Raw genomic sequence first — 25,996 nt, forward strand, 5'->3', positions numbered from 1 at the left:
TTGTCGACTACCGAAGTGGGACAGTACCTGGCCCCAGCAGGTGTCAACCTGTCGACGGGTAGCCTCGGGACGTGTACCGCTTCCTGCTGAGGCCGCGCTGGCTGGCCGCCGCCGCGTTCGCTCTGGCGGCCGCGTCGGTCATGGTGATGCTCGGCAACTGGCAGCTGCGACGGTACGAGGAACGCAGCGCGATCAACGACCGCATCGACGCCGCCGATTCCGTGCAGGCCGTGCCGATGACCTCCGTACTGGCGAAACCGGCCACCGCGGGCTCCTCGGGCCGGGCCCCCGGCAAGGACCTGGCCTGGACAAAGGTCACCGTGACCGGCCGTTATGACCCACAACACGAGATCCAGGCGCGAGGCCGTACGGTCGACGGTGACGTCGGCTACGAAATCGTCACGCCGCTGGTCCTGGACGACGGTACGGCCGTCCTGGTCGACCGCGGCTGGATCCCGGCTCCGGCCGGCGGGGCGCTGGCGGCACCCTCGGTCCCGGCCGCGCCGACCGGCACGGTGACCGTCGTGGGCCAGCTCCACCTGTCGGAAAGTCGACCGGCGCCGATCGAACGGCGCAACGGCCGGCTGGACACCCGCCGGATCACGGTGCCCAAGCTCGCACCCGAAATGCCCTATCCCGTGTACGGGGCGTACGTGCTGCTCACCGAGCAGACGCCGGCGAACGACGCCGCGTTCACCCGCATCCCGATCGATCACGAGGACGCGTGGCAGAACGGCGGGTACGCGGTCCAGTGGTGGCTGTTCGCGGTGATGGCCTTGTTCGCGTACGGCTACTACGCCCGCAAGGAAGCCCGCGGCGAGTCGAAGCCCCGCTCCCCCGGCGCCGCCCGCGAGCCGGCCCCCGCCTCAGCCGGCGCCGCCGCCTCCGACCGCCCCCAGGCCCGCTCCGGCGACCGCGTCGAAGATCACGACCGCCGCCGAACCGCCTCCGGCGACCGCGTCGACGACTACGACCGCCGCCAAGCCGCCTCCGGCGACCGGGTGGAGGAGTACGACCGCCGCCAAGCCGCCTCCGGGGACCGCGTCGAGGAGTACGACCGTAGGAAGGCGGCCGCGCTGGCCGCGACCGGGGACCGCGTCGAGGAAGCCGACCGCGAGCGAGCCGCCGCGGAGGACGGCGACCGTTAGCGCCGCGCCGCCTCGGGCGCTACCCGCGGCCGCTCTTACGGCGTCGGATGGCCTCCGATGGCGCGGACCGTGTCGATGGTGTCGGCCTCCGAAGCCGGTTTGTCGTCGCGGTAGCGCAGGACCCGGGCGAAACGCAGCGCCACGCCGCCCGGGTAGCGCGGCGACGTCTGCACGCCGTCGAAGGCGATCTCGACCACCTGCACCGGCCGCACCCGGACGACCCAGCCGTTGTCGTCGATTTTCAATTCCTGGAAGCGCTCGGTCTGCCAGCGCAGCAGCTCGTCGGTGAGCCCTTTGAACGTCTTGCCGAGCATGACGAATTCGCCCGTACGCGGATCGAGCGCACCCAGATGCAGGTTGGAGAGCCACCCTCGGCGCCGCCCGTGTCCCCACTCGACCGCGAGAACCACCAGGTCGAGCGTGTGCCGCGGTTTGACCTTGACCCAGGCGTTGCCGCGGCGCCCCACGTCGTACGGGGCCTCCGTCGCCTTGATGACCACACCTTCCTGCCCGGCCGCGATCGCCGCCGCGAAGGCGGCCGCCGCCTGCTCCTCGCTCTCGGCCGTCGTCCGTCCCACGATCAGCTCGTCGGGCAGGGCGTCGGCCAGCGCCGCCCACCGCACCCGCCCCGGCTCGTCGAGAAGATCCGTCCCATCGAGATGCAGCAGATCGAAGAAGTACGGCGTCAGCGCGATCGGCGCCGCCGCAGAGGCCGCCCGCGAGGAGCCCCGGCCGGAACCCGCCCGCGAGGAGGCCGTGGAAGCCGCCGGGGAAGACGCGGAAGCCGCCGAGGAGGACGCGGAAGCCGCCGGGGAAGACGCGGAAGCCGCCGAGGAGGACGCTGGCGCGGCGTCGGGCGGGGACGACGCTCGGCGGGTGGAGGCGCGGGCGCCGCGGGTGGCGGCTCGGCTTGAGGTTTCCTGGAAGGGGCGGGGGCGGCCGGTCTCGTCGAGGGCCATGGCCTCGCCGTCGAGGACGGCCTCGCGGAAGGGGAGTTTGCGGACGGTGTCGACCACCTCGGGCATGCGGGCGGTGATGTCGTCGAGGCTTCGGGTGAAGACTGCTACGTCGTCGCCGGAGCGGTGGACCTGGATGCGGATGCCGTCAAGTTTCACGTCGACGGTGGCCGGTGTGCCGGTGGCCAGCAGGGCGGCGCCGACGTCGGGGGCGGCCTGGGCCAGCATCGGGGTCAGCGGGGTGCCGACCCTCAGGTGGATCTCGGCCAGGGCGGGCGCGCCGCCGGTCAGCGCGGCCACCGCCACCTGCTTGAGGTCGCCGGAGAGAAGCAGCGCCCGGCGGACCGCGGTGAGCGGGGCCTCGGACGCCTTGGCGATCGCGTCGGCGAGCAGACCGGCCTGGGCGCCCTGGCGCAGCTCGCCGCCGAAAAGGCCGACCAGCAGTCGCTGCTCGTCGGCGGTGGCGGCGGCGAAGAGGGCGCCCAGCAGTTCGCGCCGCCGGGCCTGAGAGCCGGCGCCGGCGACCACCGAGATCTCGACGATCGCGGCGTCGACGCCGCCGACGGTGAGGCTCGGCTCGGCCGCGGGCGGCGGCTGGTCGCGCAGGCTCGCATAACCCACGCCGGTCTGCCGCTGCCGCAGCTCACCGGCGAGGAAGGCGGACCCGGCCGCGATCTCGTCGGTGTCGAGCCGCCGCAGCGCGTCGGCCAGGAGCTCAATCTTGGCCTTGCGCCCGGAAGTCGCCGCGACGGCCGCCGAGGTCGCCGCCAGGTCGAGGAATCGCACCCCCACATCCTGGCAGCAACCCCTGACATTTTCGGCCCGGAGCGGGCAGCGGCAGGAGGCGGAAGCGCGCAGATGTGGAGGTCAGCCGACCGACGGCACGGCCGCGGCGCAGGGCAAGAACCGGGAAGAGCGGAAGTCCGGCCGAGGCGGCGAAGGGGAAGAACCGGAAAGAGCGGAGGTCGAGCCCGGGCGACCAGCGCGGTGCGGCGGCGAAAGGCAAGGGCGGAAAGCGGAAAGCGGCGAGGTCAGGCCCAGACGACGGCGCGGGGCCGCGACGAAAGACAAGGCGTAAAGGCCAAGACCAGGCGGTGAGTGGCGGCGGAGCCGTGGGTGGTGGGCGGTGGCGGGCGTGGGCGGTGGCGGGCGTGGGCGGTGGCGGTGGAAGTCAGGCGGCGCGAGGCTCGGAGATGCGGAAGCCGCGGGCGCGGACCTGGTCGGCGACGCGGGTCACCTGGGCGTCGAGGGCGACCAGGGTGGCCGACAGGGCGTCCAGGTGGTCGGTGAGGGCGGAGTCGTCCCAGTCGGCGACGTCGACCGAGCTCATCGCGCTGACCGCGGCGCGGAGGCGGGCGATGGACTCGAGTCGCTCGCGGGAGCGGAGCCGGTCGATGGCGTGGCGCGGCCCGACCGGCAAGGACCGCACCACGGGGGCCGTCAAGGAGGGAGCCAGTGAGGAATCGTTCGAACGCATGTTCGATATCCTAACAGGACGCTACGCGCTTGCGCACCAGTTCACTCGTTGTGACGAAGGGCCGGAAGCAGTGGCGCGAACGTGTCGGCGGCCTCGCTCGGAGTGGCCTCGGCGGCCACGAATCCGTCGGGGCGTACCAGATAGAGCCGGCCCGGCACGAGGGCTGTCCGGGGCGCCGCCTCGAAGACGTGCACGGGCACTCCCAGGTCAGGGATGTCCGCTGCGTCGCCGTAGGCGTGGATCTGCCAGGTCAGTTCGCGCAGCACGTCGAAGTTGCCGCCCGTCCAGGGCAGCCGGCGGCCGACCACCGGGCCGCGGCGGCCGCCCGACGCCGCCTCGGCGCCGGCTGTCATCCAGTAGTGGATGCGGATCTGGGACACGTACTGGAACAGGCGCGAGCCACCCGAAGCGCGCGGGAGGACCCGTACCCCCAATGGCGCCAGCAGCCGCACCGCCAGCGCCCGCAGGGCGCGCATGACCCGGCGCTGTGACGTGACCGCCTGGAAGAGCCGGTCGGTGGTGGCCACCAGCGTTTTCGCCACCGGGCGGCGCTCGGCCTCGTAGCGGTCGAGCCAGGCGTCGCCCCGGCGGCCGTGCACCACGTCGGCCAGCTTGAAGGCCAGGTTGTGCGCGTCCTGCAGGCCCGTGTTCATGCCCTGGCCGCCGACCGGCGAGTGGACGTGGGCCGCGTCGCCGGCCAGGAAGAACGGCCCGTCGCGGAACGCCGCCGCGACCCGGTGGTGCACCTTGTACGTCGCGAACCAGCGCGCTTCGCCGTACGTCACCGCGAACCGGCGCAGGCGCGGGCGCACCTCCTCTTCGGAAAAATCGTCGCCGACCAGGCCGATGAGGCGCCAGTTCCCGTGGCCCCGCATCGGGAAGCCGATCAGGAAGTCGGCGCCGCCGGGACGCACGTTTATCGCGTTCTCCACCAGGCCACCGGCCGCTGTCGCGTCGAGGACGAAGAACCTGTGCGGGTTGGTCACGCCCTCGAACGGGATGCGGCGCGCCTTGCGTACGACCGAATTGGCCCCGTCGCAGCCCACGCAGAACCGGGCCCGGACCGTGTCGTTGCCGACCTTGGCCACCACGCCCTCGTCGGTCTGGGTCACCGCCGTCACCGGGGTCTCCCAGTGGACCCGGCCGCCGATCTTCTGGAGATTTTCGTCCAGAATCTCCTCGTTGCGGCTCTGCTCCAAGACCTCGATTGAGGGGTACGGGGTCAGGTCGCCCCCGAGCGGGCCGAGCGGAATGCGGCCGTACGCGCGGTCGCCGAACCCGGGAGCGAGCGCGTCCGCCCTTTTCGCGGCGCGCAGCACGAGGTCGCCGAGGCCGAGCTGGTCGTAGATCTCGAGACTGCGCGCCTGGACGACGAGGGCCCGCGACTCGCGGGTGGGCCCCTCCTTGCCGTCGGCGACGATCACGTCGACCCCGAGTTTGACCAGCCAGTTGGCGAGCATCAGCCCGGTCGGACCGGCGCCCGCCACCAGCACGTCACACGTCAGCTCGGCCATCGGCCGCTCCTTCTACTTCGACAAGGTGTCCGCCACGTTCTTGAGCAGCAGGGCCTCGGCCACGCAGACCCGCTCGAACTCGCCCAGGTGCAGGCTCTCGTTGGGGCCGTGCGCGCCCGCGTACGGGTCCTCGACGCCGGTGACCAGCACCGCGGCCTGCGGGAACAGCTCCTGGAAGGTGGCGATGAACGGGATCGACCCGCCCACGCCGATGTCCACCGGCGCCGTGCCGTCCCAGGCCGAGGCGAAGGCGGCGCGGGCCGCGTCGTACGCCGGGCCGGTGGCGTCGATCACGCAGGGCGAGCCGAGGCTTTCCAGGGTGACCTCGACCTGGGCGCCCCACGGCACGTGCTTCTCGAGGTGGGCCTTGACCGCCTCGTAGGCCGACTGCGGGTCGTCGCCGGGGGCCAGCCGTACGCCGATCTTGGCCTTGGCCGTGGGCTGCAGGGCGTTCGCCGCCTCGAGCGTGCGCGGCGCGTCGATGCCGAGCACGGAGATCGCCGGCTTGGTCCAGAGGCGGTCGGTGATGGTGCCCTGGCCGATCAGCTGGACGCTGTCGAGCGTGCCGGCCTCGTGGCGGAAGCGGTCCTCCGGGTAGTCGACCGGGGCGCCCTCGCGGCCGACCAGGCCGTCCACGGCCACCTCGCCGTGCTCGTCGTGCAGGCTCGTGATCAGGCGGGACAGCGTGATCAGCGCGTCCGGCACCGGGCCGCCGTACATGCCGCTGTGCACGGCGCTGCGCAGCACCTTGACCTCGGCGAACAGGTTGACCAGGCCGCGCAGCGACGTGGTCAGGGCGGGCTCGCCGATGTCCCAGTTGCCGGAGTCGGCGATCACGATGACGTCGGAGCGCAGCTCCTCGAGGTGGGCCTGGATGACCGCGTCGAGCGAATCCGACCCGTACTCCTCCTCGCCCTCGACGAACACCACGACGCCGACCGGAAGCTGGTCGCCGAAGGCGCGCAGCGCGGCCACGTGGGCCATCACGCCGGCCTTGTCGTCGGCGGCGCCGCGGCCGTAGAGGCGGCCGTCGCGCTCCTGCGGCTCGAACGGGTCGCTGGTCCACTTGTCGAGGTCGCCGACCGGCTGGACGTCGTGGTGCGCGTAGAGCAGCACGGTCGGCGCGCCGGCCGGGGCGGCCTTGCGGCCGATCACGGCGGGCTGGCCGCCGTGCCGCACGATCTGCGTGTCGAGGCCGGCGCCGCGCAGCAGCTCGGCGACGGCCTCGGCCGACCGCTCCACGTGGGAGTGGTCGAAGCCCTCGAAGGCGATGCCGGGAATGCGGATCAGCCGCTCCAGGTCGGCACGGACCCCGGGCAGCTCCCGCGCGACCGCGGCGCGCAGATCGGTTTCACTCAAACTCATGAACCGATCCTAGGACCTAGGTGTTGTCGCGGCCCCGGCGTGACGCGTCGCTGGCCCAGTTGCGGGCGCCGCGGACGGCGGAGCCGGCCAGGTCGCCGGCGCCGTCGCCGAGCTTGCGCAGCAGGCCGACCAGCGGGTCCTGGGAGTTGTTGAAAGTGTCGCGGTACGACTGGGCGGCCGCCTTGACGTCCTCGGAGACCGAGGCGTCGCCGTCGGAGTCGCGGCGCGGGTAGTCGCCGCCCAGGATCTGCGCGTACACCCCCGAGTCGACCCACTTGCGCAGTTCGGCGGCGCGCGCCACCGGCACCGGGTGGGTGCTCCACGCGGTCATGCCGATCTTGTGGACGCTGTCGCGCAGGTCGCCGCCGCTCTCGTACTCGGCGGCCTGCTCGAGGAAGGCGGCCGTGTCGATCTGGGAGAGGTCGCCGCCGCCGGCCAGTTTCATCAGCAGCCGCAGCGAGGCCGCCGGGTCCTGGCCGGCGAGCAGGCCGGCCCGGTCGGCCGACAGCTCGGCCTTGCGCCACCACTCGAACATCGCGGCGATGATCGCCCGCAGCGCGATGGCGCCCACCGGCAGCCAGCTCAGGTTGGCCGCCCATCGGGTGAGGATCATCATGATCGTCTTGTAGACGGCGTGGCCGCTGCGCACGTGGCCGATCTCGTGGCCCAGCATGGCCCGCAGCTCGTCGTCGTCGAGCCGCTCCACGGCGGCCGTGGTGATCACGATGAACGGCTTGTCGAGGCCGATCGCCGAGCCGTTGATGATCGGGTCCTGCGACACGTACAGCTCCGGCAGCTCGACCACGTCGAGGGTCTGCGCGGCCTCGGTGAAGCGCTGGTAGACCCGCGGGTACTGCCGGTGGTCGACCCGGATGGCGCCGGCCAGGAACTGCAGGCGGAAGCCGCGCTCGTTCCACATGCCGAAGAACGCCTTGACCACGTCGTCGAAGCCGCGCAGCTCGCGCAGGGCGGTCAGCGCGCCCCGGTCGGCCGGATGTTCCCAGGCCCGCGAGCTGATCCCGGTCAGCGTGACCCGCCGGCGTACCGGGCGGTTCTCCTCGTCGGTCGTCATCGATCCACACACCCCGTCCTGGGCTCCGGGCCTGAACACGCCAGGCTCAAGGTACTTCCGGAGCGCAACCTTTATCCAGGTGCGCCGGGTGGAATGAACGGAAGTCCGCCCGGCGGACCCTGCTCGACCAGCCGCCACAGGGCGTCGGTGTCCAGATGTTGTTCGACCAGATCGCCGAGGACGTCGAGCGAGCGCTCGCGCAGATCGGCGAAGCGCGTGCCCGGGGCGACCGTGAAGCCGCCGCGGCCGGCCAGGCGCGCGGCCTCGGTCAGAAAGCGCCGGCGGAACTCGTCGGACTCGAAGGCGCCGTGCCAGTGGGTGCCGAAGACGTTGCCGGCCGCGGCTCCCTCGGTGCGCTCATCGGCGTACACCAGCAAGGGTTTGACCTGGTCTTGACTCGACACGAACCCGTGGTGGATCTCGTAGCCGCTGACGGGCGCGCCGAGCCCGTGACCGTGCGACTGCGCGAGGATCTTGCGGGGGCCGAAGGTGATCTCCAAGGGCAGAAGACCGAGGCCTGGTACGCGGCCACGCCGGCTCTCGACCTCGTCGTGGATGCTCCGGGAGAGCATCTGGAAACCCCCGCAAATGCCGAGCAAAGGCTTTCCCGCGTACGCGTGAGCGAGCACCGCGTCGGCCAGACCCGTCTCGCGCAGCCAGGCGAGATCGCTGACGGTCGCCTTGGAGCCGGGCAGCACCACCAGGTCGGCGTCGGCGATCTCGGCCGGTTCGACGGTCATCCGGACACGGACCCCCGGCTCGGCCGCCAGGGCCTCGGCGTCAGTGGCGTTGGAGACCCGGGGCAGGCGGACGACGGCGACCCGGAGCCACTCCGAGCCGTGCGGCGCGGCCGGCCGCCCGAGCACCCGCCCGTAGGCCAGCGAATCCTCCCCGTCGAGCCAGACGTCGAGGTGGAACGGCAGCACGCCCAGCACGGGCCGCCCGGTGGCCGAGGTGATCATGTCGAGCCCCGGCGCGAGAATCCCCCGGTCACCGCGGAACTTGTTGATCACGAAGCCGGCCACGAGCGCCTGATCGGCCGGGTCGAGCAGCGCGACCGTGCCGAACAGGGCGGCGAAGACCCCGCCCCGATCGATGTCACCCACCACGATCGCGGGCAGACCGGCCCGCCGGGCCAGGCCCATGTTGACGAAGTCGCCGTCCCGCAGATTGATCTCGGACGGGCTGCCGGCACCCTCGCAGATCACGGCGTCGTACTCGGCGCGCAGCTCGGCCAGCGCGGCGTGCGCGACCTCGGCCAGCCGCGGCTTCAAGGCCCGGTAGTTGCCGGCGGTGACCGTGTCGATCGCCTCGCCGAGCAGGACGACCTGACTCGAGACGTCGCTGCCGGGCTTGAGCAGGACGGGGTTGAAGCGCAGGTCGGGCTCGACGCCGGCGGCGGCGGCCTGCATGGCCTGGGCCCGGCCGATCTCGCCGCCGCGGCCGTCCGGGCCCACGACGACGACCGAGTTGTTCGACATGTTCTGCGCCTTGAACGGGGCGACCTTGACCCCGCGCCGGTGCAGCCAGCGGCAGATGCCGGCGGTGAGGATGCTCTTGCCGGCGTCCGAGGTGGTGCCGGCGACCAGCAGGCCGCTCAACGCCGGCTCCGCAGCCGGGCGGCGCCGGCCGCGATGACGGCCGCGCCGAATCCCACCAGACCGGACACCCGGGCGGCCCGCCGCAGGTGCACGGCCTTCGGCTTCGGGCCGTCACCGAGGAAAGGCCTGGTCTCGCTACGGCCGAAATAGACGTTACGGCCACCGAGCCGCACGCCGAGGGCGCCGGCCATGGCGGACTCGCACTGGCCGGCGTTGGGCGAGGGGTGATCGTCGCGATCGCGGCGCCAGACCCGGAGGGTCTCGCGGGGAGAACCACCGGCGATGGGCGCGGAGGCGATCGTGAGCAGGCCGGTCAGGCGGGACGGGACCAGGTTGAGGGCGTCGTCGAGCCGGGCCGACGGGGTGCCGAAGCGGGCGTACCGGTCGGAGCGGTGCCCGACCATGGCGTCGAGGGTGTTGGCGGCCCGGTAGGCGAGCAGGCCGGGAAGGCCGAGGACGCCACCCCAGAAGAGTGGGGCGACGACGGCGTCGGACGTGTTCTCGGCGACGGACTCGACGGTGGCGCGGGCCAGCTCGGGCGCGTCGAGCCGGGACGGATCGCGGCCGCAGAGATGGCTGAGCCGCCCCCGGGCGGCGTCGAGGTCGTCGCGCTCCAGGTGCCTGGCCATGATCCGCGACTCCCGCCGCAGAGTGCGGCCGCCGAGCACGGTCCAGGTGGCGGCGGCCACAAGCGCGGCCCGGGCAACCGGCAGGCGGCGGGTCGCCACGGCGGCGGCCAGGCCGGCCGCGGCGGGCACCCCGACGGCGACCGCGGTGAAGGCGGCCCCGGACAGGCGGTTCGGCGCGTAGAGACGGCGTTCCAGGGCTCCGGCCGCCGTGCCGAAGCCGGCCACCGGGTGGAAACGGCGCGGATCCCCGAGGGCCGCGTCGAGCAGGTAGCCCGCGATCAGCCCGGCGGCGTCCGCCGTGCCGGGTCCCAGCCTCGCCATCCCTGTCCTCCTGTGTTCTCCAGAGCAGGGCAACGTTAGCCGGACCCGGGCACGCCTCGCGCCCAGGTCGCGGGCTTTGGTCAGGCCTGGGCTGGGCTGGGTGCGGCCTGGCTCACGCCGGTGCCGGGCGTGGACTGGCTCAGGTCGCAGACCCAGACGACGATCTGGTCGTCGACGACGACCGGGCCGTCCGGGAACGGCACCGGCTCCAACTGGCCCCAGGCGATCGCGCCCGGCGCGCGGTCCTCCAGGAACTCGACGACGATGGCCTGCAGGTCACCGGTCGTCCGGTAGGTCTTGAACGGCAACTGGTCGTGTCCGCAGGAGCGTGTCGAGCAGCGCAGCTGCCCCGCCTGGAGGTCGTGCCAGACGTAGAACGTCGCCGGCCCGTGATGCCGCTGGGCCGCGACCTGGTCGCGCAGCAGCTCGGCGGTCTCCTCGAAAGCGGACACCACCTCGTCCGCCGTCATGCTTATGCGTTCGTGCATCGGTGCGCCGAACCAGCTGGTGTTGGCAGTCTCGGCGTCCTGGTCGTGCGGCGCGAGCACCAACGTCTCGCCCGCTATCGCGCGGATCTCCTTCAACAGCACGGCCCCAGTCTGCCGGTCCCGGGCACGCCAGGACCAACCGGGCAGGTCGGCCGGGCGGCCCCTTAACGCGGCACGATCGGCCCACCCCTTTCGGGGGTGGCCCTGTCCGTACGGCCCTACTTCAAGGTGGAGCCACTGGTCGACGGCGTGCCCCGGCCCAGGTAGAAGACCCCGGGCAGGCCCGCGGTCTCGAAACCCGCGCTCGGATTCCGGGCCAACGTGGAGCGGCGAATCTTCAACGTGCCACTACGGTCGTTGCTGACGAAAAAGATGGCGCCACCACCCTCCCGGGCTTTGTTGTCCTTGACGATCGTGCCGTCCAGGCTGAGCGTGAAGTCGTTGCCGTCCACATAGATCGCTCCCCCGCTGCCCCCGCCGGGCGTGCCGCCGCGGGCCGGGTTGGCCCCGCGCCCGACGGCCGAGTTGCCGCTGAACACGCTGTTGAGCACCGTCCAGGAAACCTGGATGCTGCTCAGGGCGGCCCCGTTGGAGCACCTCCCGCCGGTGAAGGTGCTGTTCACGACGTACACCGGCCGGTCCCCGCTCTGATCGAGCGCGCGAATGGCCGCCCCGCCCAGGTCGGGCCCGGTGCCGTCACAGCGGTTCCCGGTGAAGCGCGAACTGACCACCTTGAGGCGCCCGCCGCGCGCGAAGATCGCGCCGCCGCCGCCACCCTCGACGGTCTCACCGGTGCTGTTGCCCTCGGCGAAGACGAGGTTCTGCACGGTCAGCCGCGGCGTCTCCTGGTCGTTGCAGTGTGAGGTCGCCCAGGTCAGCTCCTCGTCGCAGGTGTTCATGTAGAGGATCCGGCGCCGGCCGGCGCCGCTCAGCGTGACCCGCCCGCCCCCGTCGAGCACCACGGTGGAGCTGGTGTTGTGCACCTTGGCGGTGGCCGTCATGGTGATGGTGACGGGATCGGGCCCACAGTCGAACGTGATGACGCCGCCCCGCGCGACCGCCTTGACGACGGCCGCCGAGGTGCAACTGGCCGGCGTGCCATCCCCGATCGTGCGGTCCGGCTTGCTGGTGTCAACCGCCCGCGCCTCGGCCGGCACACTCGCCCCGCCGGACGAATTGCCCGGTTTGGGCAGGCTCTTAGCCACCTTCCGCGTTGCCGAGGCGGACGGCTTCACCGCAGGCGCCGACGTGGCAGCGCCGGATGCGGCGGGGGCCGCCGCCGAAGCCGCCCCCGGCACCGCCGAGGCTCCGCCCGGCGTTCCCGAGGCACCCGAAGCGCCCGAAGCGCCCGATGAACCCGATGAACCCGATGCAGCCGAGATCGGAGCGGGGTCGGCTGCCGCGGTCTTGTCCGCGTGGTCGCCACAACCGCTCAGCATCGCCGCACCGGTCAGGGCCGCCGTGAGAATCGCCAGTCGCCGCTTGAGCACCGGCCGACTGTAGATGTGCCCGCCCCGCTGAACCACCCCCTCTCCGGTGCCAGGTGCAGCGGCCGCCATGAATGCCGACCCGGACTCCGCGGGTGCGACCGCAGCGAGCGCCGACCGGCGGACGCCAGCGCCATCGGCCCGACCAGCGGCGGGCCCGGCCAGCGCCATCGGCCCGGCCAGCGGCAAGCCCGGCCAGCGACGAACCCGGCCGGCGACGAACCCGGCCGGCGACGAGCCCGGCCGGCGACGCTGCCGGCCGGGCTGAAGGTGGTCAGGCCGCGATGGGCTCTCGTTTCGAGGAGGAGCGGCGGCTTCGGCGGGTGGGGGTGGTGGGCTGCGCCGCTGTGAGCCGTTCGACCTCGAGGGTGAAGTCGTCGCCGGTCGGGGAGGGCTCCTCCGGTTCGGGTTCCTCATCCGGCGCGCCGTCCGAAACCGCGGCCACCGGCGAAAGCTCCGCCGGCGAAGGGTCAGCCGGCGAAGGGTCGATCGGCGCAGGGGCGGCCGGCGCCGAATCGGCCGGCGCCGGATCCGACGGCGTGGGCTCGCCCGCGACCACGGACAGGCGTTGCGCGACCGGGGAGAGTTCGGCCGGGAGCTCGGGGAACGACGGGGGTTCGGCGAAGGTGGGAATGCCGCCGGGCGGGATGCCCTCGCCGTAGCCGATCGGGGTCTCCTGGGCCGTCAGTGCGATCGACGGCTCGCCGGCCACCAGCATGTCGGCCTCGGCGTCCTCGATCGCGGCGTTGCCGGGGAGCGACTTCTGGCGGAAGAAGCGGCCGCGGCCCCGGGCCAGGTCGTGGCCGATCGAGTAGGCCTCCATCTCGTACGAGACGCGGGTGTTGCCCTGGTCGTCCTTCCAGTCGCGGGTGTAAAGGCGGCCGTACACGATGACGGGGTCGCCGACGGTGATCGACGAGGCGACGCCCTCGGCCAGGCGGCGCCACGCCGACACGCGGATGCGCAGGCTGTTGCCGTCGACCCAGGTGTTGCTCTCGCGGTCGAAGCGGCGGGCGTTCGAGGCGATCCGGAAGTTGGCGACCAGGCTGCCGCTGGCGGTGACGCGGCGCCATTCCGGGGCGACGAGAACATTGCCCACGACGACGAGGTGGGTGTCGAACACGATGTGACCTCCTGTGTGTGAACTTGACCGCGGCAGTCTGGCCGTCACGGCGTACCGGAAGGGGATCTTGACTGTGGGTCTGTGGATGACGAAGCGGTCTGTGGAAGACCGGCGGGTGACGAAGGCGATCTGATATGACGGGCGGCCGGCGGTACCGGTCGGTAGCCTGGGCCCGTGGAGACCGACGTTCTTGGACCGCCCTATGAGCGGCACACGATCGACCTGGGTTCGGACGACGAGGGCGCGGTCATCGCCACGCTGGTGCGGCGGCGGGCGGAAAAGCCGCGGAAACGCGCCGTTCTGTACGTGCACGGATTCGTCGACTATTTCTTCCAGACGCATCTCGCCGATTTCTTCGTCGAGCAGGGCTGGGATTTCTACGCGCTCGACCTGCGCAAGTACGGCCGGAGCCTGCTCCCCCACCAGACGCCGAACTTCGCGCGCAGCCTCACCGATTACTACCCGGAGCTGGATGAGGCCGCCCGCATCATCCGCGAGGACGACGGGCACGATCAGCTGCTGGTCGCCGGCCATTCCACCGGCGGGCTCATCACGTCGTTGTGGTCGCATTCGCGGCAGGGCCGCGGCATCGTCGACGGCCTCTTCCTGAACAGCCCGTTCTTCGACTTCAACGTGCCCTGGCTGGTGAAACGGCCCATCATGGCGGCCGCGATCGGCGTTTCCCGGCGCGCGCCGTACCGGAAGATCCCGATGGCCAATCTGGGCCTGTACGGGCAGAGCCTGCACACCGACCATCGTGGCGAATGGACATACGACCTGGCGTGGAAACCGGTGCTGGGATTCCCGGTCACCACGGGCTGGCTCGAAGCCATTCGCCGCGGTCAAAGGCGTCTACGGTCCGGCCTTTCCATCGACGCGCCCATCATGGTGGCCTGCTCGACGCGCTCCTTCCGCGGCCGCGCCTGGCACGACGACCTGCGGACGACGGATTCGGTGCTCGATGTCGACCACATCGTCCGCTGGGCTCCGCGTTTGGGCCCGCGCGTGTCGATCGCCCGTTTCGACGGCGGCATGCACGACCTGACCCTTTCCGGCAAACAGGTACGGGTCGACGTCTTCCGCGAACTGGGCCGCTGGGTCGACGCGTACCTCCCGCCGGTCGGCACCCCCGAGATCGAGGTCCCCCCGGCCCCGGAAGACGCGAACAGGTGAAATGACCGCGTCGAGTGTCTTTTGAGGACGCGAACCCGCGGCGCGAGCGGGCCGGAACGGGTGGACCGAGTGGGCTCTCGGGCATGGACGTTCCGGTCGGTTTTGACGGGACGCCTGGTTACCCCCGGGTCGCGGTCGGCAAGATAGGCTGTTGGCCCACGCGCTCGTAGCTCAGCGGATAGAGCAATGGACTTCTAATCCATCGGTCGCAGGTTCGAATCCTGCCGGGCGCGCCAAACCCACCGTGAGCTGGGGGGTCAGACGTGCCCTTCGCGGGGGAGCCGCCTCCTGAGCCCGCCGTGGGCGATGGGCTCGATGAGCTTGCCGGGCGGCTTCGTGTGCTCAAGAGGTGGGCCGGGGAGCCCTCCTTCGAGGCGATCACCGAGCGGGTCGGTGGCCAGGCCCGCCGGTCGACGGTGGTGGACTGTTTCCGGGCCGGGCGGCGGCGGGTCGACAACGACCTCGTACTGGCGATCGTGCGTGCTCTCTGCCCGGACGAGGACTATGTCGCCCGGTGGCGGCGGGCTCTTCGGGCCGCCGGCGGGGAGGCTGAGGCGGCGGCCCGGGTCAGCGTTCAGGATCGGCTGCCGCCCGATCTGGCCGAGTTCACCGGGCGGGCGGCCGAGCTCGAACTGATCCAGCGGGCCGGGCCGGGCCATCTGGCGATCAAGGGGATGGCCGGGGTCGGTAAGACGCAGCTGGCCGTGCGGGCGGCTCATCTCATGCGGGAGCGCTTTCAGCGGGTTCTCTTCGTCAACCTGCGCGGGTTCCATCCCGATCCGGGGCAGCCGCCGGCCGATCCGGCCGCCGTTCTGGGTGCCCTTCTGCGGCTGCTCGGGGTGCCCGGGCGGCAGATCCCGCACGCCGTCGCGGCGCGGACGGCCGCGTTGCGGGAACGAATGACCGACTCCCTTCTTCTGCTCGACAACGCGGGCGACATCGAGCAGGTGCGGCCGCTGCTGACCGACGCGCCGGGATGTCTGACGCTGGTCACGAGCCGGCACAGCCTGGCCGGGCTCGACACTCTGGTGGTGGACGTGTTCGGCGCCGACGAGGCCGCGGCTTTCCTGACCCGCGGCCGGCGGGCGGCCGAGCCCGGGGCCGCGGCCCGGATCGCTCGCCACTGCGGCTATCTGCCGTTGGCGCTGGGGCTGGTCGCCGCGCACATCCGGGCCACGCCGGGCTGGTCGCTGACCGATCACGCGGACCGGCTGGACGAGCGCCGCCAGTTGGAGGGCGGCGTCGAGCTGGCCCTGGACCTCTCCTACCGCGACCTGCCGGCCGCGCAGCGGCGTCTGCTGCGGCTGGCCGCTCTGCATCCGGGTGAGGACCTCGACGCGTACGCCGTGGCCGCGCTTGCCGGCGACGAGCCGCGGCGGGTGGAGCGCCGGCTCGACGGCCTCTGCGACGACCACCTGCTGTCGCGGGCGGCGCCCGGCCGGTACACGTTCCACGACCTGGTGCGTGCCTTCGCCGCCGACAAGGCGCGGGACGAGGACAGCCCCCGGGAACGCCGGGCCGCGCTGACGAGGCTGTTCGACTACTACCTGGCCGCTACGACCGAGGCGATGGACGTGTTGCACCCGGTCGAGGCCCACCGGCGTCCGCGCATCGCCACCAGCGGCATCCTCACCGCGAAGCCGGCCGACGCCGGTGCGGCCCGGCATTGGCTGGACACCGAGCGGGCCACCCTGGTCGCGGTGGTCGCGCACATGGCCGCCGACGGCTGGCCGGGGCACGCCACCGGACTCGCCCGCATCCTGTTCCGCTATCTCAACGGCGGCCACAACCACGACGCCGTCACCGTGCACAGCCTGGCCCACACGGCCGCCGAGCGGGTCGGCGACCTGGCCGGGCAGGGGCACGCGCTGACCGATCTCGGTACCGCGCTGTGGCGGCTCGGTCAGGGCGGCCCGGCCGCGGACAGCCATCGGCGGGCGGTGGAGCTCTTCCGGCGTACGGGCGACCCGGTCGGCCAGGCCCGCGCGCTGCTGAACCTGGGCGTCGTCATGACGCAGCTGGGCCGCTACCGGGAGGCGGCCGACCACTTCGGGCGGGCGCTGGTCCTCTATCGACAGTCGGGTGACCCGCTCGGTGAGGGCCGCGCCCTGGCCCGGGTCGGCTACATCGAGCAGACGCTGGGCCACCACGAGGAGGCGGCCGAGCACTTCGCGCGGGCGCTGGCGCTCTGCCGGGCCAACGGCGACCGGATGGGCGAGGGCAGTTCCCTGATCAGCCTGGGCGAGGCCGAGACGGAACTCGGCCGCCACGAGCCGGCCGGCGAGCATCTTTTCGAGGCCCTGGCGCTGTTTCAAAAGGAATTGGGCGACCGTACGGGCGAGGCCAGCGCCCTGTACGCCCTCGGCATGCTGGACACGAGGCGCGGTGACCCCCGGGCGGCCGATCATCACCGTCAGGCGCTGAGCATCTTCCGCGAGACCGGTTACCGCGACGGCGAGGCGGCCGCGCTCAACGGGCTGGGCGAGGCGGTGACCGACCCGGCCGAGGCGCGCACCCTGCACACCGAGGCACGCGTCATCGCCGAGGAGATCGGCGCCCGCGAGCTGCTGGCCCGTGCTCACGCCGGCCTCGGCCGCGCCCACCGGCTTCTCGGCGACATCGGGGAGGCGGTTCGGAACGAGGAGCGGGCCGCCGCCCTGTACGACGAGCTCAGAACGCCCGGGGCAGACTCACCGTGACGATCAGCCCGCCGTCCGGACCCTCCTTCGCCGGGCTAAGCGACCAGGCTGCGGCGCTCGTCGACCTCCTGCGGGGTCAGCGTGCCGGCCGGATCGTTCCAGTCGACGAGGGTGATGTCGCGGGGCTCGGCGTGGTGTTCGCGCACGCCGATCGTCACGATCTCGGGCTCGTGATGGGCGGCCGTGACGACCAGGTGGTGCAGGCCGGGGCGGACGCTCGCCGCCTCGTACGCACCGGTCTCGTTCGTGATGGTCCGGACCAGTTCACGGCCGGCGTCGTCGAGGGTGAGCACGGTGGCGCCGGCCACCGGGACGCCGGCCGTGGTCCGGACGGTGCCGTGAAGCCGGGTGGAGAACCGCGGAACGCTGGGCGCGATCCGCTTCGGCGGCCGGGCGGCCCAGGCCAGCAGCGCGGCGGCGGCGACCACCCAGGCGGCGAGGATGGTCAGCGGCCGGGCCAGGCCGTGGTTGCCGAAGTAGGCGCTGGAGCGGGCGATCTCGATGAACTGGCCGAACGGCAGCACGTCGTGCAGCCACCGGAGCCACGTCGGCAGCATGTCGGCGTTGACGGTGCCGCCGGCGGTGGGCAGCCCCAGCAGCAGGACGAATGTCATCGCGACCGGCATCGTGAACTGCTTGACGAACCGCGGTAGCGCCGTGGTGATCCATCCGATCGCCTGGGTGAGCAGGAAGCCGTACACCAGAAGCCACCAGTCGGCCGGGATGACATCGCGCCATGTCGCCACGGCGAAGGTGAAGACGCTGGCGAAGGCGCCGGTGGCCGCGATCGTGACGATCTTCCGGCGCATCGGCCACATCCCGAACTGCAACATCATGAACGAGGTGATCATGCCGACCAGCAGGAGCGGCAGCCCGTAGAAGAACAGCCCGACGCCGGTGACGTCCCCGCTGGAGGCGGCCACCACGTCGACAGTGTGCGCCGGGTGCAGCACCTTCGTCAGGAAGTCGGCCCGGGTGCTGCTGCCGGCGGTGGAGACGTAGAGCGTCCCGCTGCCCGAGTCGTACACCCCGGCCAGCTCGTCGGTTTTGACTCCCCCGATGTCACTGACCGGCCGCACATCGACGCCGGCCGGCACGGCGGGCGCCGTTCCGATGACCCCGAGATGCACCGCGGTGGGCGCCGGATGCCCGATCCCGATCACGTAGATCGACGACATGACAGCCGCGAAGAAGAAAGGAAACCAGAGAAGGGAGAGCACTCGTCCCCAGGTGGGCTGGGGAGCACCGGCGTGGGCGTTCATGGCGACCTCCGTATTAATGACCATGCGGTTAGTAACGTAGCTCGTACTGACCACGCGGACAGTAGATCTGCGTCACAGGCCCGGTGCCCGTCAGAAGAGGGTGTAGCCGCCGTCGATGACCAGGACGGCGCCGGTGATGAAGGAAGCCGCCGGAGAGCAGAGGAAGACGACGCTGGGGGCTATCTCGTCCGGGGTCGCGTAGCGCTGCTGTGGGGTGTCCTCGATCCACATTCGTTGGAACTCGGGGCGGTCGACCGGGGCCATCTCCGTCTTCACGTAGCCGGGGGCCACCGCGTTGACGCGAATGCCGTGCGGGGCCCACTCGGCGGCCAAGGACTTCGTCAACTGGTGGACCGCCGCCTTCGACGCGTTGTACGGGGCCTGCATCTGGGGGCGGTTGACGATCAGGCCGGAGATGGATCCGATGTTGACGATCGCGCCGCCCGTGTCGCGCATGGGGCGGCCGGCGGCCAGACTCACCCGCCAGACGGCGCGCACGTTCAAGTCGAAGACCTGCTGCCACTCGGCGTCGGGGGCGTCCCAGGCCGGGTTGTGGAAGCAGACGCCGGCGTTGTTGACGACTATGTCGAGGCCGTTCAGGGCGGTGGCCGCCTCGTCGACCGCGCGGTCAGCGTCGTCGTCGACGGTCAGGTCGGCGGTGATGGCGTACGACTCAATGCCCGAAGCCGCCAGACGCCGCACCGCGCTGTCGTTGGCCGAGGCGTCGCGGCCGGCGAACGCCACGGCGGCGCCGCACGCGGCCAGGGCCTCGGTGAACGCGTAACCCAGGCCCCGGTTACCCCCGGTGATCAGGGCTTTTCTGCCTTCCAGGGAGAAGGCGGACAGACCGGCGGCACTCACTGATCGACTCCCGTATATGAGCTGGTCAACTTCGGAAGCTAACTTGCCGCGCATGGCCAATGTGGATCGGCGCACTTTCTTGCAGATGCTGGGCATTCCCGCGGTCGCCTCGGCGATGCCGTCCGGGCTGGAGAAGGCCCTCGCCATCCCGGCGAACACGCGCACCGGGACCATCCAGGACGTCGAGCACGTCATCTTCCTTATGCAGGAGAACCGGTCGTTCGACCACTACTTCGGCGCCATGCGGGGCGTACGGGGATTCGCCGATCCGCATCCCGTCCGGCAGGCCGGCGGCAAGTCGGTGTGGCATCAGCGCCACGGTGACGGCGAACTGCTGCCGTTCCGGCCCGAGGTGCCGGACGTGGGCGCCATGTTCCTGCCCGACCCGCCGCACGGCTGGAACGACACGCACGCGGCCTGGAACGGCGGGCGGCACGACCGGTTCGTGCCGAACAAGGGCGTCCAGACCATGACCCACCACGTACGGGCCGACCTGCCGTACCACTACGCGCTCGCGGACGCGTTCACGATCTGCGACAACTACTTCTGCTCGCTGCTCGGCTCGACCGACCCCAACCGCTACCACATGTGGACCGGATGGGTCGGCAACGACGGAAAGGGCGGCGGGCCGGTCGTCGACAACGCCGAGGCCGGGTACGACTGGTCCACCTATCCGGAGCGGCTGGAACGCGCCGGAGTGTCGTGGAAGATCTACCAGGACGTCGGCACCGGACTGACCGCCGCCGGGTCGTGGGGCTGGACGAACGACCCGTTCATCGGCAACTACGGCGACAACTCGCTGCTCTACTTCCACCAGTACCAGAACGCCGCGCCGGGCAGCCCGCTCGCCGCCAAGGCGAAGACCGGCACCGAGGTCACCCAGCTCGGCCGGGACCCGGAGCAACTGCTCACCGATTTCCGGGCCGACGTCGAGAACGGCCGGCTGCCCAAGGTGAGCTGGATCGTCGCTCCCGAGGCCTACACCGAGCACCCGAACTGGGGTCCGCACTACGGCGAGTGGTACGTCTCCCGGGTCATCGACATCCTGGCCGACAACCCGCACGTGTGGAGCAAGATGGCGCTGATCGTCACGTACGACGAGGAGGGCGGCTTCTTCGACCACCTGGTCCCGCCGACGCCGGGCGAGTCGACGGTGCCGACCACCAACGAGATCTTCCCGGGCAGCGCCGGCCACCCGGCCGGCCCGTACGGCCTCGGAATCCGCGTCCCGACGATCGTGGTGTCGCCGTGGACCCGCGGCGGCTGGGTCAACTCGCAGGTGTTCGACCACACCTCGCTGATCCGGTTCCTGGAGAAGCGGTTCGGCCTCGTCGAAACGAACATCACCCCGTGGCGGCGGGCCGTGGCCGGCGACCTGACCAGCGCCTTCGACTTCAAGAACCCGAACCGGGGGCGCCCCGATCTGCCCGGCACCACCGACTTCAAGCCGGCCGAGCTGACCCGCCGCCCGAACGAGGTGCCGGTGCCGCCGGCCGACCCGGAGCTGCCCGGGCAGGAGCGCGGGGTCCGCCCGGCCCGCGCGCTCCCCTACCGGCTGCACGTGGACGGGAAGGCCGGCCCGGACGGCTTCACGATCGAGTTCCGCAACACCGGGCACGCGACAGCGGTCTTCCACGTCCACTCGGCCGATCCGGCGGTGGCGCCACGCACGTACACGGTCGAGCCCGGCAAGCGGCTGACCGGCGCCTGGACGGGAACGCCGGACCTGGAGGTGCGCGGCCCGAACGGCTTCTTCCGCCACTTCCAGGGCACGACCGCCGTCGAGGTGCACGCCGCCGGCGACGACCGCCGGCAGACGATCACGCTGGAGATCCGCAATCACGGTTCCGGGCGCGCCGAGGTGACCGTCACCGATCGCTACACCCACAAGACGGAACGGTTCGCCGTACGGGCCGGAGCGAGCCGTACGTACCAGCGGGCGGCCGGCCGCACGCGCGGCTGGTACGACCTGACCGTGACCGGCGCCGGCTTCGAACGCCGCTACGCGGGCCACCTGGAGAACGGCGAGGAGAGCATCAGCGACCCGGCGATGGGTGGCCTGGTCTAGATCGCCCGTACGGTCTGCTTGACGAGGGGGACGAGGGCGGGCGCCACGCTCAGCTGGCGCACGCCGGCGGCGAGCAGGCGGGGCACGGCCTGCTCGTCGGCGGCCAGCTCACCGCAGACAGCGACCGGGACGCGGTCGGCGGCGGCGGCCCGGCACAATTCGTCGACGAGCCGGGCCACGGCCGGGTCGAGGCCGGCCGACAGGGACATGAGGGCGGCGTTGCCGCGCTCGGCGGCCAGCGTGTACTGCGTCAGGTCGTTGGTGCCGACGCTGAAGAACTCGGCGTACGGGGTGAACTCGGCGGCCCGCAGCGCGGCCGCCGGCACCTCGACCATCATGCCCACGCGCAGGCCGGCCGGGCGGCCCGAGCCGGTGCGGGCGACGGCCTCGTCGAGCATGACGCGGGCCCGGCGCAGCTCGTCCACGGTGGTGACCATCGGGAACATGACGCTGACCGGGGCCTCCCGCGCGACGCGGGCGATCGCCAGAAGCTGCTCGGCGAAGACCCGTGGATGCGCCAGGGAGAGACGGAGACCGCGTACACCCAGGAAGGGGTTGGCCTCGGCCGGCGCCGGCAGGTAGGGCAGGGGCTTGTCGCTGCCGGCGTCGAGCGTGCGCAGGGTGACGCGGCGGCCGCCGAAGGCCTCGGCGATCGCGCGATAGACGGCGACCTGCTCGTCCACATCGGGCGCGCCGGCCCGGTCGAGGAACACGAATTCGGTGCGGACCAGGCCGGCCAGATCGGCGCCGTTCGCGGCGGCCACACGAGCGTCCTCGACGGAACCGATGTTGGCCCCGACGGCGATCTCCACGCCGGCGCTCGTCACGGCCGGCTCGAAGGCGAGGGAGCGGGCGGCTTCACGCACGGTCGCCTGCTGGGAGGCCGCGGCGCGGAAGGTGGCGAGGTCAGTGCCGGAAGGCCCGACGACAAAGGTGCCGGAACCGCCGTCGAGCGCGATGAGGGTGCCGTCCGGAACGTCCAGAACTTGGGGGCCGGCGCCGACAACGGCGGGAATGCCACGGGTACGGGTGAGGATCGCGGCATGCGAGGTGGGACTGCCGGCGGCCAGCAGAACGCCGGCGGTGCGGGCGGGGTCGAGCGCGGCGGCCTGGGCGGGAGTGAGGTCGGCGGCGAGGAGAACGCCGTCGGCGGTGGTGGTCGCGGCCGGGGCGCCGAGGAGCAGGCGCAGGACCTGATCGCCGACGGCGCGCACATCGGCGGCGCGGGCCCGCAGGTAGGGGTCGGTGAGAGCGTCGAACTGGGCGGCGACGGAGGACACGGCTCGATGCCAGGACTGGGGTGCGGGGGCGCCCTGCTCGATCCGGGTGCGGGCTTCGGGCAGGAGGTCGTCGAGCAGGAGGAGATGGGCGTCGAAGATGGGGTCGGGGATGCTGGTGATCTCGCGGCGGGCGGCGTCCAGGGCTTGCTCGAGGCGGCGCAGCTCGGGCTCCGCACCGAGCGAGGGCAGGTCGGGCAGATCGAGCGGCGCGGCACGCAGGTGTGCCGCCGGGCCGATGGCCACACCCGGAGAGGCCGGCCCGGCTTGGTGGCGCGCGCCGTCCGCCCGCAGGTCAGCCCCCGCCCTCCCTTGGGGGCCCCCGCCTGCCTCATTCTCCCCCAGCGACCCACGATCGCGCGGCTCCCCTGTGGACGACCGCTGTTCTGTGGAAAACCCCGAGCCGTCACCGCCCGGCTCGATAAGCTCGCCCGAACCGGCCACCGCCACGATCCGGTCGACCGCCTCCTGCGCCTGGGGGCCCGACGCCCGTACCTCCAACTCGTGCCCCTGAAGCACCCCCAAGGTGGCCACCTTCGACAGGCTCGACGCGGATACCCACCCCGATCCCGTCGTCGCGTTGCGCAGCTCGACCCGCGCGTCGAAGGACCGCGCCTCGGTCACCACCCGGGCCGCCGGTCGCGCGTGCAACCCGTGCGGGTCGGTCACTTCGACGGTGGCGGACGGGCCTTCCCTCGTACCACCAATAATTTGATCTTCAGACGGGACGCCCAAGTGGGACTCTTTGCCGGCCAGGCCCGCTGCCGCCTCGGCGGCCACCTCGTCGCGGCTCGCGCCGGACGCGGCCGCCACCGCCGCCGCCACCAAGCCCTCGACGAGCGGCCCCGGGCACAGCACGACCCGCTCCCGTACCTCGTCGTCGAGCAGCTCCAGCGCCGTCTCGGCCGACAGCACCGCGCTGCCCAGGTCCATCAGGACGACGACGCCGTCGCCGGTGTCGGCCGCGATCAGCGCTTCCATGATCGCGGCCGCGTCCGTTCCGTAGGTGTCCTCGTCGAGTCCGGCCGCGATCTCGAGGGTCAGCGGCCGCCCCCTCGTCATCTCGGTCGCGAGGGCGACCGCGGCCCGGGCCAGGGGGCGGCTGTGGCACACCACCACCAGGCCCACCATCAGGGCTCCAGCGTCGTCGCCGCGGCCCGCACCAGGAGGGTCACCGAGGTGGCGCCGGGATCGGGATGACCGGCGCTGCGTTCCCCCAGATAGCTGGCCCGGCCCTTGCGCGCCACCATCGGAACCGTCGCGTCCCGGCCCTGCTCGGCCGCGAGCACCGCGTCGCCGAGGCTGCCGCCGGCCTCCAGCGCCTCGACAGCCGGGGTCAGCGCGTCGACCATCGTCTTGTCGCCCGGCACCGCCTTGCCCCGGGCGATCACCCCGTCCAGTCCCGCCCGCAGGACCTTGTCGAGTTCCACCGAGTCGCCGGCCGCCGCCGCCATCCGCAGGAACGCCGTGCCGTAGAGCGGCCCGCTCGCCCCGCCGACCTTGCTGATCAGGGTCATGCCGACCTTCTTGAACAGCGCCGACGGCGTCTCCGGCACCTCGGCGTCCAATGCGGACACCACCGCCGTGAGGCCCCGGTCCATGTTGACGCCGTGGTCGCCGTCGCCGATCGCCGAGTCGAGCTCGGTGAGCAGTTCCTTGTTCTGCGCGACGAGCCGCGCGAACTCGCGGATCCACGCGGTGAGCGCCGCCGTGTCCATCGGCGTCAGACCCCGCGCCGCAGCGCCGGCGTGTTGACCGGCGCGTCCCACAATCGCAGGATCTCGTCATCCGCCTTCAGCAGGGTGACCGAGCAGCCGGCCATGTCAAGGCTTGTGATGTACGGCCCCACGAGCGACCGCGCCACCGGCACACCGGCCTTGGCCAGCAGCTGCGACACCTCGTTGAACATCACGTACAGCTCGATCAGCGGCGTCGCCCCCATGCCGTTGACGAACGCGATGACGCTGTCGCCGCCGGTGTAGTCGAGGTCGGACAGGATCGGGCCGACCAGCATCTCGGCGATCTCGTCGGCCGGCGCGACCGGCACGCGGCGGCGGCCGGGCTCGCCGTGGATGCCGATGCCGACCTCCATCTGGTCCTCGGGCAGGTCGAAGGTCGGCTTGCCGGCCGCCGGCACGGTGCACGAGGTCAAGGCCAGACCCATGCTCCGGGAGTACGCGTTGACCTTGCGCGCCACCTCGGCCACCTCGGCCAGGGGCCGGCCCTCCTCGGCCGCCGCCCCGGCGATCTTCTCCAGCAGCACGGTGGCCCCGACGCCCCGGCGCCCGGCCGTGTAGAGGCTGTCCTGCACGGCCACGTCGTCGTCGACGACGACCGCGACGACCTCGGTGCCGCTGTCGGCCGCGACCATCTCGGCCGCGAGCTCGAAGTTCATGACGTCGCCGGTGTAGTTCTTCACGATGTGCAGCACGCCGGCGCCGCCGTCGACGGCCTGGGTCGCCGCCGTCATCTGGTCGGGCACCGGCGACGTGAAGATCTCGCCCGCGCAGGCGGCGTCGAGCATGCCGGGCCCGACGAATCCGCCGTGCAGCGGCTCGTGCCCCGAGCCGCCGCCGGAGACCAGGCCGACCTTGCCGCGCACCGGCGCGTCACCCCGCACGATGATCCGGTTCTCGTGGTCGACGCGCAGCTCCGGATGGGCGGCGGCAATGCCGTGAAGGGCGTCGGCGATGACGTTCGAGGGGTCGTTGATGAGCTTCTTCATGGTGGCTCCTCACCGCTGAGGGAACGACCTGCCGTCCTCAAACTACGCCCGATCATCGACCGATTACGACCCGTCAAGCCGACGACCTTCACCGCCTCTCAGTTCGTCCAGAACACGTAGACCGCGCCGTACGGCACCGCCTTCTTGGTCCCGTCCACGCAGGTGCCGGCCGGCGCGGTGCCGCCCGAGGTGAGCAGCCGGTTGATGTAGGTGGCCTTGCCCAGCACACCCGACCCGGACTTCTCGGTGACCTTGAGCAGCAGCTCCGCAATCGTGCCGGCCCGCGCGCTCTCGGCTTCCTTGGCCGCCTTGACCAGCGAGCCGTCCCGCGTCGACTGCCAGCTCGGCCCGGCGAAGTGGTGCACCCGCCCGCCCGTGCCGATGAGCTGCGCCTCGGGCACGGACGCCCCCGCGAACGACCCGTTGGCGCATGTGTAGGTCTGCGTACCCGAGGCGACGACGTACGCCCCGATCGGCTTGGCCCCCTTGGGCGGCTTGATGGCCGCCGGAATCCCCGGAATCGACACGGCCCGGCCGTCGGGCGCCGTCACGGCCACCGCCGACTGCTCGGCCGCGGACGCGTTGAAGGTCACCGCGCCGACACCGGCGACCACGGCTGCCATCCCCACCCCAGCGGCAGCGCGAACCCGGGAACGCTTCGAGTTGAGCATGACTTCTCCTCGTTTGGGGGCGTGAGCGTCGCCCCTTCGCCCACAAGCACGCGTCCCGGCGGCCGATCGGATCTAGATC

General features: G+C 72.1%; 20 protein-coding genes, 1 tRNA gene and 1 pseudogene. 6 read left to right on the forward strand and 16 right to left on the reverse strand.

Annotated features, from left to right (window positions below):
- Positions 1-71: 71 nt before the first annotated feature.
- Positions 72-866, forward strand: a pseudogene (locus ACGFJ7_RS07360) (SURF1 family protein); the annotation flags it as partial.
- Positions 867-1,183: 317 nt separating this feature from the next.
- Here ACGFJ7_RS07360 and ACGFJ7_RS07365 read toward each other — a convergent pair.
- From ACGFJ7_RS07365 to ACGFJ7_RS07405, 9 genes are all read right to left on the reverse strand, one after another.
- On the reverse strand, positions 1,184-2,890 hold the full coding sequence (locus ACGFJ7_RS07365) for an ATP-dependent DNA ligase (RefSeq protein ID WP_392641380.1): 1,707 nt from the start codon (positions 2,888-2,890) through the stop codon (positions 1,184-1,186).
- 385 nt (positions 2,891-3,275) lie between these two features.
- Entirely contained in the window at positions 3,276-3,581 is a 306-nt protein-coding gene (locus tag ACGFJ7_RS07370; protein ID WP_360246558.1) for a hypothetical protein, read from the reverse strand.
- 41 nt (positions 3,582-3,622) lie between these two features.
- On the reverse strand, positions 3,623-5,095 hold the full coding sequence (locus ACGFJ7_RS07375) for an FAD-dependent monooxygenase (RefSeq protein WP_360243844.1): 1,473 nt from the start codon (positions 5,093-5,095) through the stop codon (positions 3,623-3,625).
- Between the two features lie 12 nt (positions 5,096-5,107).
- Positions 5,108-6,454 (reverse strand): dipeptidase, encoded by a 1,347-nt coding sequence (locus tag ACGFJ7_RS07380; RefSeq protein ID WP_360246490.1) that lies wholly within the window; start codon positions 6,452-6,454, stop codon positions 5,108-5,110.
- A gap of 22 nt (positions 6,455-6,476) precedes the next feature.
- Positions 6,477-7,532 (reverse strand): M48 family metallopeptidase, encoded by a 1,056-nt coding sequence (locus tag ACGFJ7_RS07385; protein WP_360243847.1) that lies wholly within the window; start codon positions 7,530-7,532, stop codon positions 6,477-6,479.
- Positions 7,533-7,603: 71 nt separating this feature from the next.
- Positions 7,604-9,133: a cobyric acid synthase gene (locus ACGFJ7_RS07390; RefSeq protein WP_360243850.1), complete on the reverse strand. Its 1,530-nt coding sequence runs from the start codon at positions 9,131-9,133 to the stop codon at positions 7,604-7,606.
- Positions 9,130-10,083 carry a cobalamin biosynthesis protein gene (locus ACGFJ7_RS07395; RefSeq protein WP_360243853.1) on the reverse strand — a complete coding sequence of 318 codons (954 nt, stop codon included), beginning with the start codon at positions 10,081-10,083 and terminating at the stop codon, positions 9,130-9,132. Before ACGFJ7_RS07395 ends, ACGFJ7_RS07390 begins: the two co-directional genes overlap by 4 nt.
- A gap of 80 nt (positions 10,084-10,163) precedes the next feature.
- A complete protein-coding gene (locus tag ACGFJ7_RS07400) occupies positions 10,164-10,673 on the reverse strand; it encodes a hypothetical protein (protein ID WP_360243856.1) in 510 nt (169 codons plus the stop codon).
- Between the two features lie 116 nt (positions 10,674-10,789).
- A complete protein-coding gene (locus ACGFJ7_RS07405) occupies positions 10,790-11,572 on the reverse strand; it encodes a hypothetical protein (RefSeq protein ID WP_392641384.1) in 783 nt (260 codons plus the stop codon).
- On the opposite strand from ACGFJ7_RS07405, the gene ACGFJ7_RS07410 reads away from it, so the two are divergent.
- A complete protein-coding gene (locus ACGFJ7_RS07410) occupies positions 11,571-12,074 on the forward strand; it encodes a hypothetical protein (protein WP_360243862.1) in 504 nt (167 codons plus the stop codon). The genes ACGFJ7_RS07405 and ACGFJ7_RS07410 overlap by 2 nt on opposite strands.
- A 258-nt stretch (positions 12,075-12,332) precedes the next feature.
- Here ACGFJ7_RS07410 and ACGFJ7_RS07415 read toward each other — a convergent pair whose 3' ends face one another.
- Positions 12,333-13,181 (reverse strand): single-stranded DNA-binding protein, encoded by an 849-nt coding sequence (locus tag ACGFJ7_RS07415; protein WP_392641386.1) that lies wholly within the window; start codon positions 13,179-13,181, stop codon positions 12,333-12,335.
- A gap of 174 nt (positions 13,182-13,355) precedes the next feature.
- Here ACGFJ7_RS07415 and ACGFJ7_RS07420 point away from each other — a divergent pair, with 174 nt between their 5' ends.
- The 3 genes from ACGFJ7_RS07420 to ACGFJ7_RS07430 all read left to right on the forward strand — a co-directional run bounded on the left by ACGFJ7_RS07420 (position 13,356) and on the right by ACGFJ7_RS07430 (position 17,053).
- Positions 13,356-14,354: an alpha/beta hydrolase gene (locus tag ACGFJ7_RS07420; RefSeq protein ID WP_360243868.1), complete on the forward strand. Its 999-nt coding sequence runs from the start codon at positions 13,356-13,358 to the stop codon at positions 14,352-14,354.
- A 160-nt stretch (positions 14,355-14,514) separates the two neighbouring features.
- Positions 14,515-14,590 (forward strand) — tRNA-Arg (locus tag ACGFJ7_RS07425).
- Between the two features lie 102 nt (positions 14,591-14,692).
- Positions 14,693-17,053, forward strand: a complete 2,361-nt coding sequence (locus tag ACGFJ7_RS07430) for a tetratricopeptide repeat protein (RefSeq protein WP_360243871.1) — start codon at positions 14,693-14,695, stop codon at positions 17,051-17,053.
- Positions 17,054-17,088: 35 nt separating this feature from the next.
- Here ACGFJ7_RS07430 and ACGFJ7_RS07435 read toward each other — a convergent pair whose 3' ends face one another.
- Together ACGFJ7_RS07435 and ACGFJ7_RS07440 are read right to left on the reverse strand one after the other, a co-directional pair.
- Complete coding sequence (locus tag ACGFJ7_RS07435) at positions 17,089-18,315, reverse strand: carboxypeptidase regulatory-like domain-containing protein (RefSeq protein ID WP_360243874.1); 1,227 nt, start codon at positions 18,313-18,315, stop codon at positions 17,089-17,091.
- Positions 18,316-18,405: 90 nt separating this feature from the next.
- The gene (locus ACGFJ7_RS07440; RefSeq protein ID WP_392641389.1) at positions 18,406-19,176 is read right to left on the reverse strand and encodes an SDR family NAD(P)-dependent oxidoreductase; all 771 of its coding nucleotides are present in this window, start codon (positions 19,174-19,176) and stop codon (positions 18,406-18,408) included.
- A gap of 52 nt (positions 19,177-19,228) precedes the next feature.
- Between ACGFJ7_RS07440 and ACGFJ7_RS07445 the strand changes: the two genes are divergently transcribed.
- Complete coding sequence (locus ACGFJ7_RS07445) at positions 19,229-21,244, forward strand: phosphocholine-specific phospholipase C (RefSeq protein WP_392641391.1); 2,016 nt, start codon at positions 19,229-19,231, stop codon at positions 21,242-21,244.
- Here the strand turns inward: ACGFJ7_RS07445 and ptsP are convergent.
- From ptsP to ACGFJ7_RS07465, 4 genes are all read right to left on the reverse strand, one after another.
- On the reverse strand, positions 21,241-23,652 hold the full coding sequence (gene ptsP, locus ACGFJ7_RS07450; RefSeq protein ID WP_392641393.1) for a phosphoenolpyruvate--protein phosphotransferase: 2,412 nt from the start codon (positions 23,650-23,652) through the stop codon (positions 21,241-21,243). The genes ACGFJ7_RS07445 and ptsP overlap by 4 nt on opposite strands.
- A complete protein-coding gene (gene dhaL, locus ACGFJ7_RS07455; protein WP_360243886.1) occupies positions 23,652-24,239 on the reverse strand; it encodes a dihydroxyacetone kinase subunit DhaL in 588 nt (195 codons plus the stop codon). The genes ptsP and dhaL overlap by 1 nt, the downstream gene beginning before the upstream one ends.
- 5 nt (positions 24,240-24,244) lie before the next feature.
- Positions 24,245-25,246 carry a dihydroxyacetone kinase subunit DhaK gene (dhaK, locus tag ACGFJ7_RS07460; RefSeq protein ID WP_392641395.1) on the reverse strand — a complete coding sequence of 334 codons (1,002 nt, stop codon included), beginning with the start codon at positions 25,244-25,246 and terminating at the stop codon, positions 24,245-24,247.
- A 98-nt stretch (positions 25,247-25,344) separates the two neighbouring features.
- Positions 25,345-25,917 carry a DUF3455 domain-containing protein gene (locus tag ACGFJ7_RS07465; RefSeq protein ID WP_360243892.1) on the reverse strand — a complete coding sequence of 191 codons (573 nt, stop codon included), beginning with the start codon at positions 25,915-25,917 and terminating at the stop codon, positions 25,345-25,347.
- Between the last annotated feature and the right edge of the window lie 79 nt (positions 25,918-25,996).

The organism is Actinoplanes sp. NPDC048988 (assembly GCF_043197815.1).
GTDB lineage: Bacteria > Actinomycetota > Actinomycetes > Mycobacteriales > Micromonosporaceae > Actinoplanes.

Coding starts and splice junctions, on each gene's coding strand:
- ACGFJ7_RS07370 (WP_360246558.1), bottom strand. CDS start 3,581: ATGCGTTCGAACGATTCCTCACTGGCTCCCTCCTTGACGGCCCCCGTG.
- ACGFJ7_RS07375 (WP_360243844.1), bottom strand. CDS start 5,095: ATGGCCGAGCTGACGTGTGACGTGCTGGTGGCGGGCGCCGGTCCGACC.
- ACGFJ7_RS07385 (WP_360243847.1), bottom strand. CDS start 7,532: ATGACGACCGACGAGGAGAACCGCCCGGTACGCCGGCGGGTCACGCTG.
- ACGFJ7_RS07395 (WP_360243853.1), bottom strand. CDS start 10,083: ATGGCGAGGCTGGGACCCGGCACGGCGGACGCCGCCGGGCTGATCGCG.
- ACGFJ7_RS07410 (WP_360243862.1), top strand. CDS start 11,571: ATGGTGATGGTGACGGGATCGGGCCCACAGTCGAACGTGATGACGCCG.
- ACGFJ7_RS07405 (WP_392641384.1), bottom strand. CDS start 11,572: ATGACGGCCACCGCCAAGGTGCACAACACCAGCTCCACCGTGGTGCTC.
- ACGFJ7_RS07435 (WP_360243874.1), bottom strand. CDS start 18,315: ATGAACGCCCACGCCGGTGCTCCCCAGCCCACCTGGGGACGAGTGCTC.
- ACGFJ7_RS07445 (WP_392641391.1), top strand. CDS start 19,229: ATGGCCAATGTGGATCGGCGCACTTTCTTGCAGATGCTGGGCATTCCC.
- ptsP (WP_392641393.1), bottom strand. CDS start 23,652: ATGGTGGGCCTGGTGGTGGTGTGCCACAGCCGCCCCCTGGCCCGGGCC.
- dhaL (WP_360243886.1), bottom strand. CDS start 24,239: ATGGACACGGCGGCGCTCACCGCGTGGATCCGCGAGTTCGCGCGGCTC.
- dhaK (WP_392641395.1), bottom strand. CDS start 25,246: ATGAAGAAGCTCATCAACGACCCCTCGAACGTCATCGCCGACGCCCTT.
- ACGFJ7_RS07465 (WP_360243892.1), bottom strand. CDS start 25,917: ATGCTCAACTCGAAGCGTTCCCGGGTTCGCGCTGCCGCTGGGGTGGGG.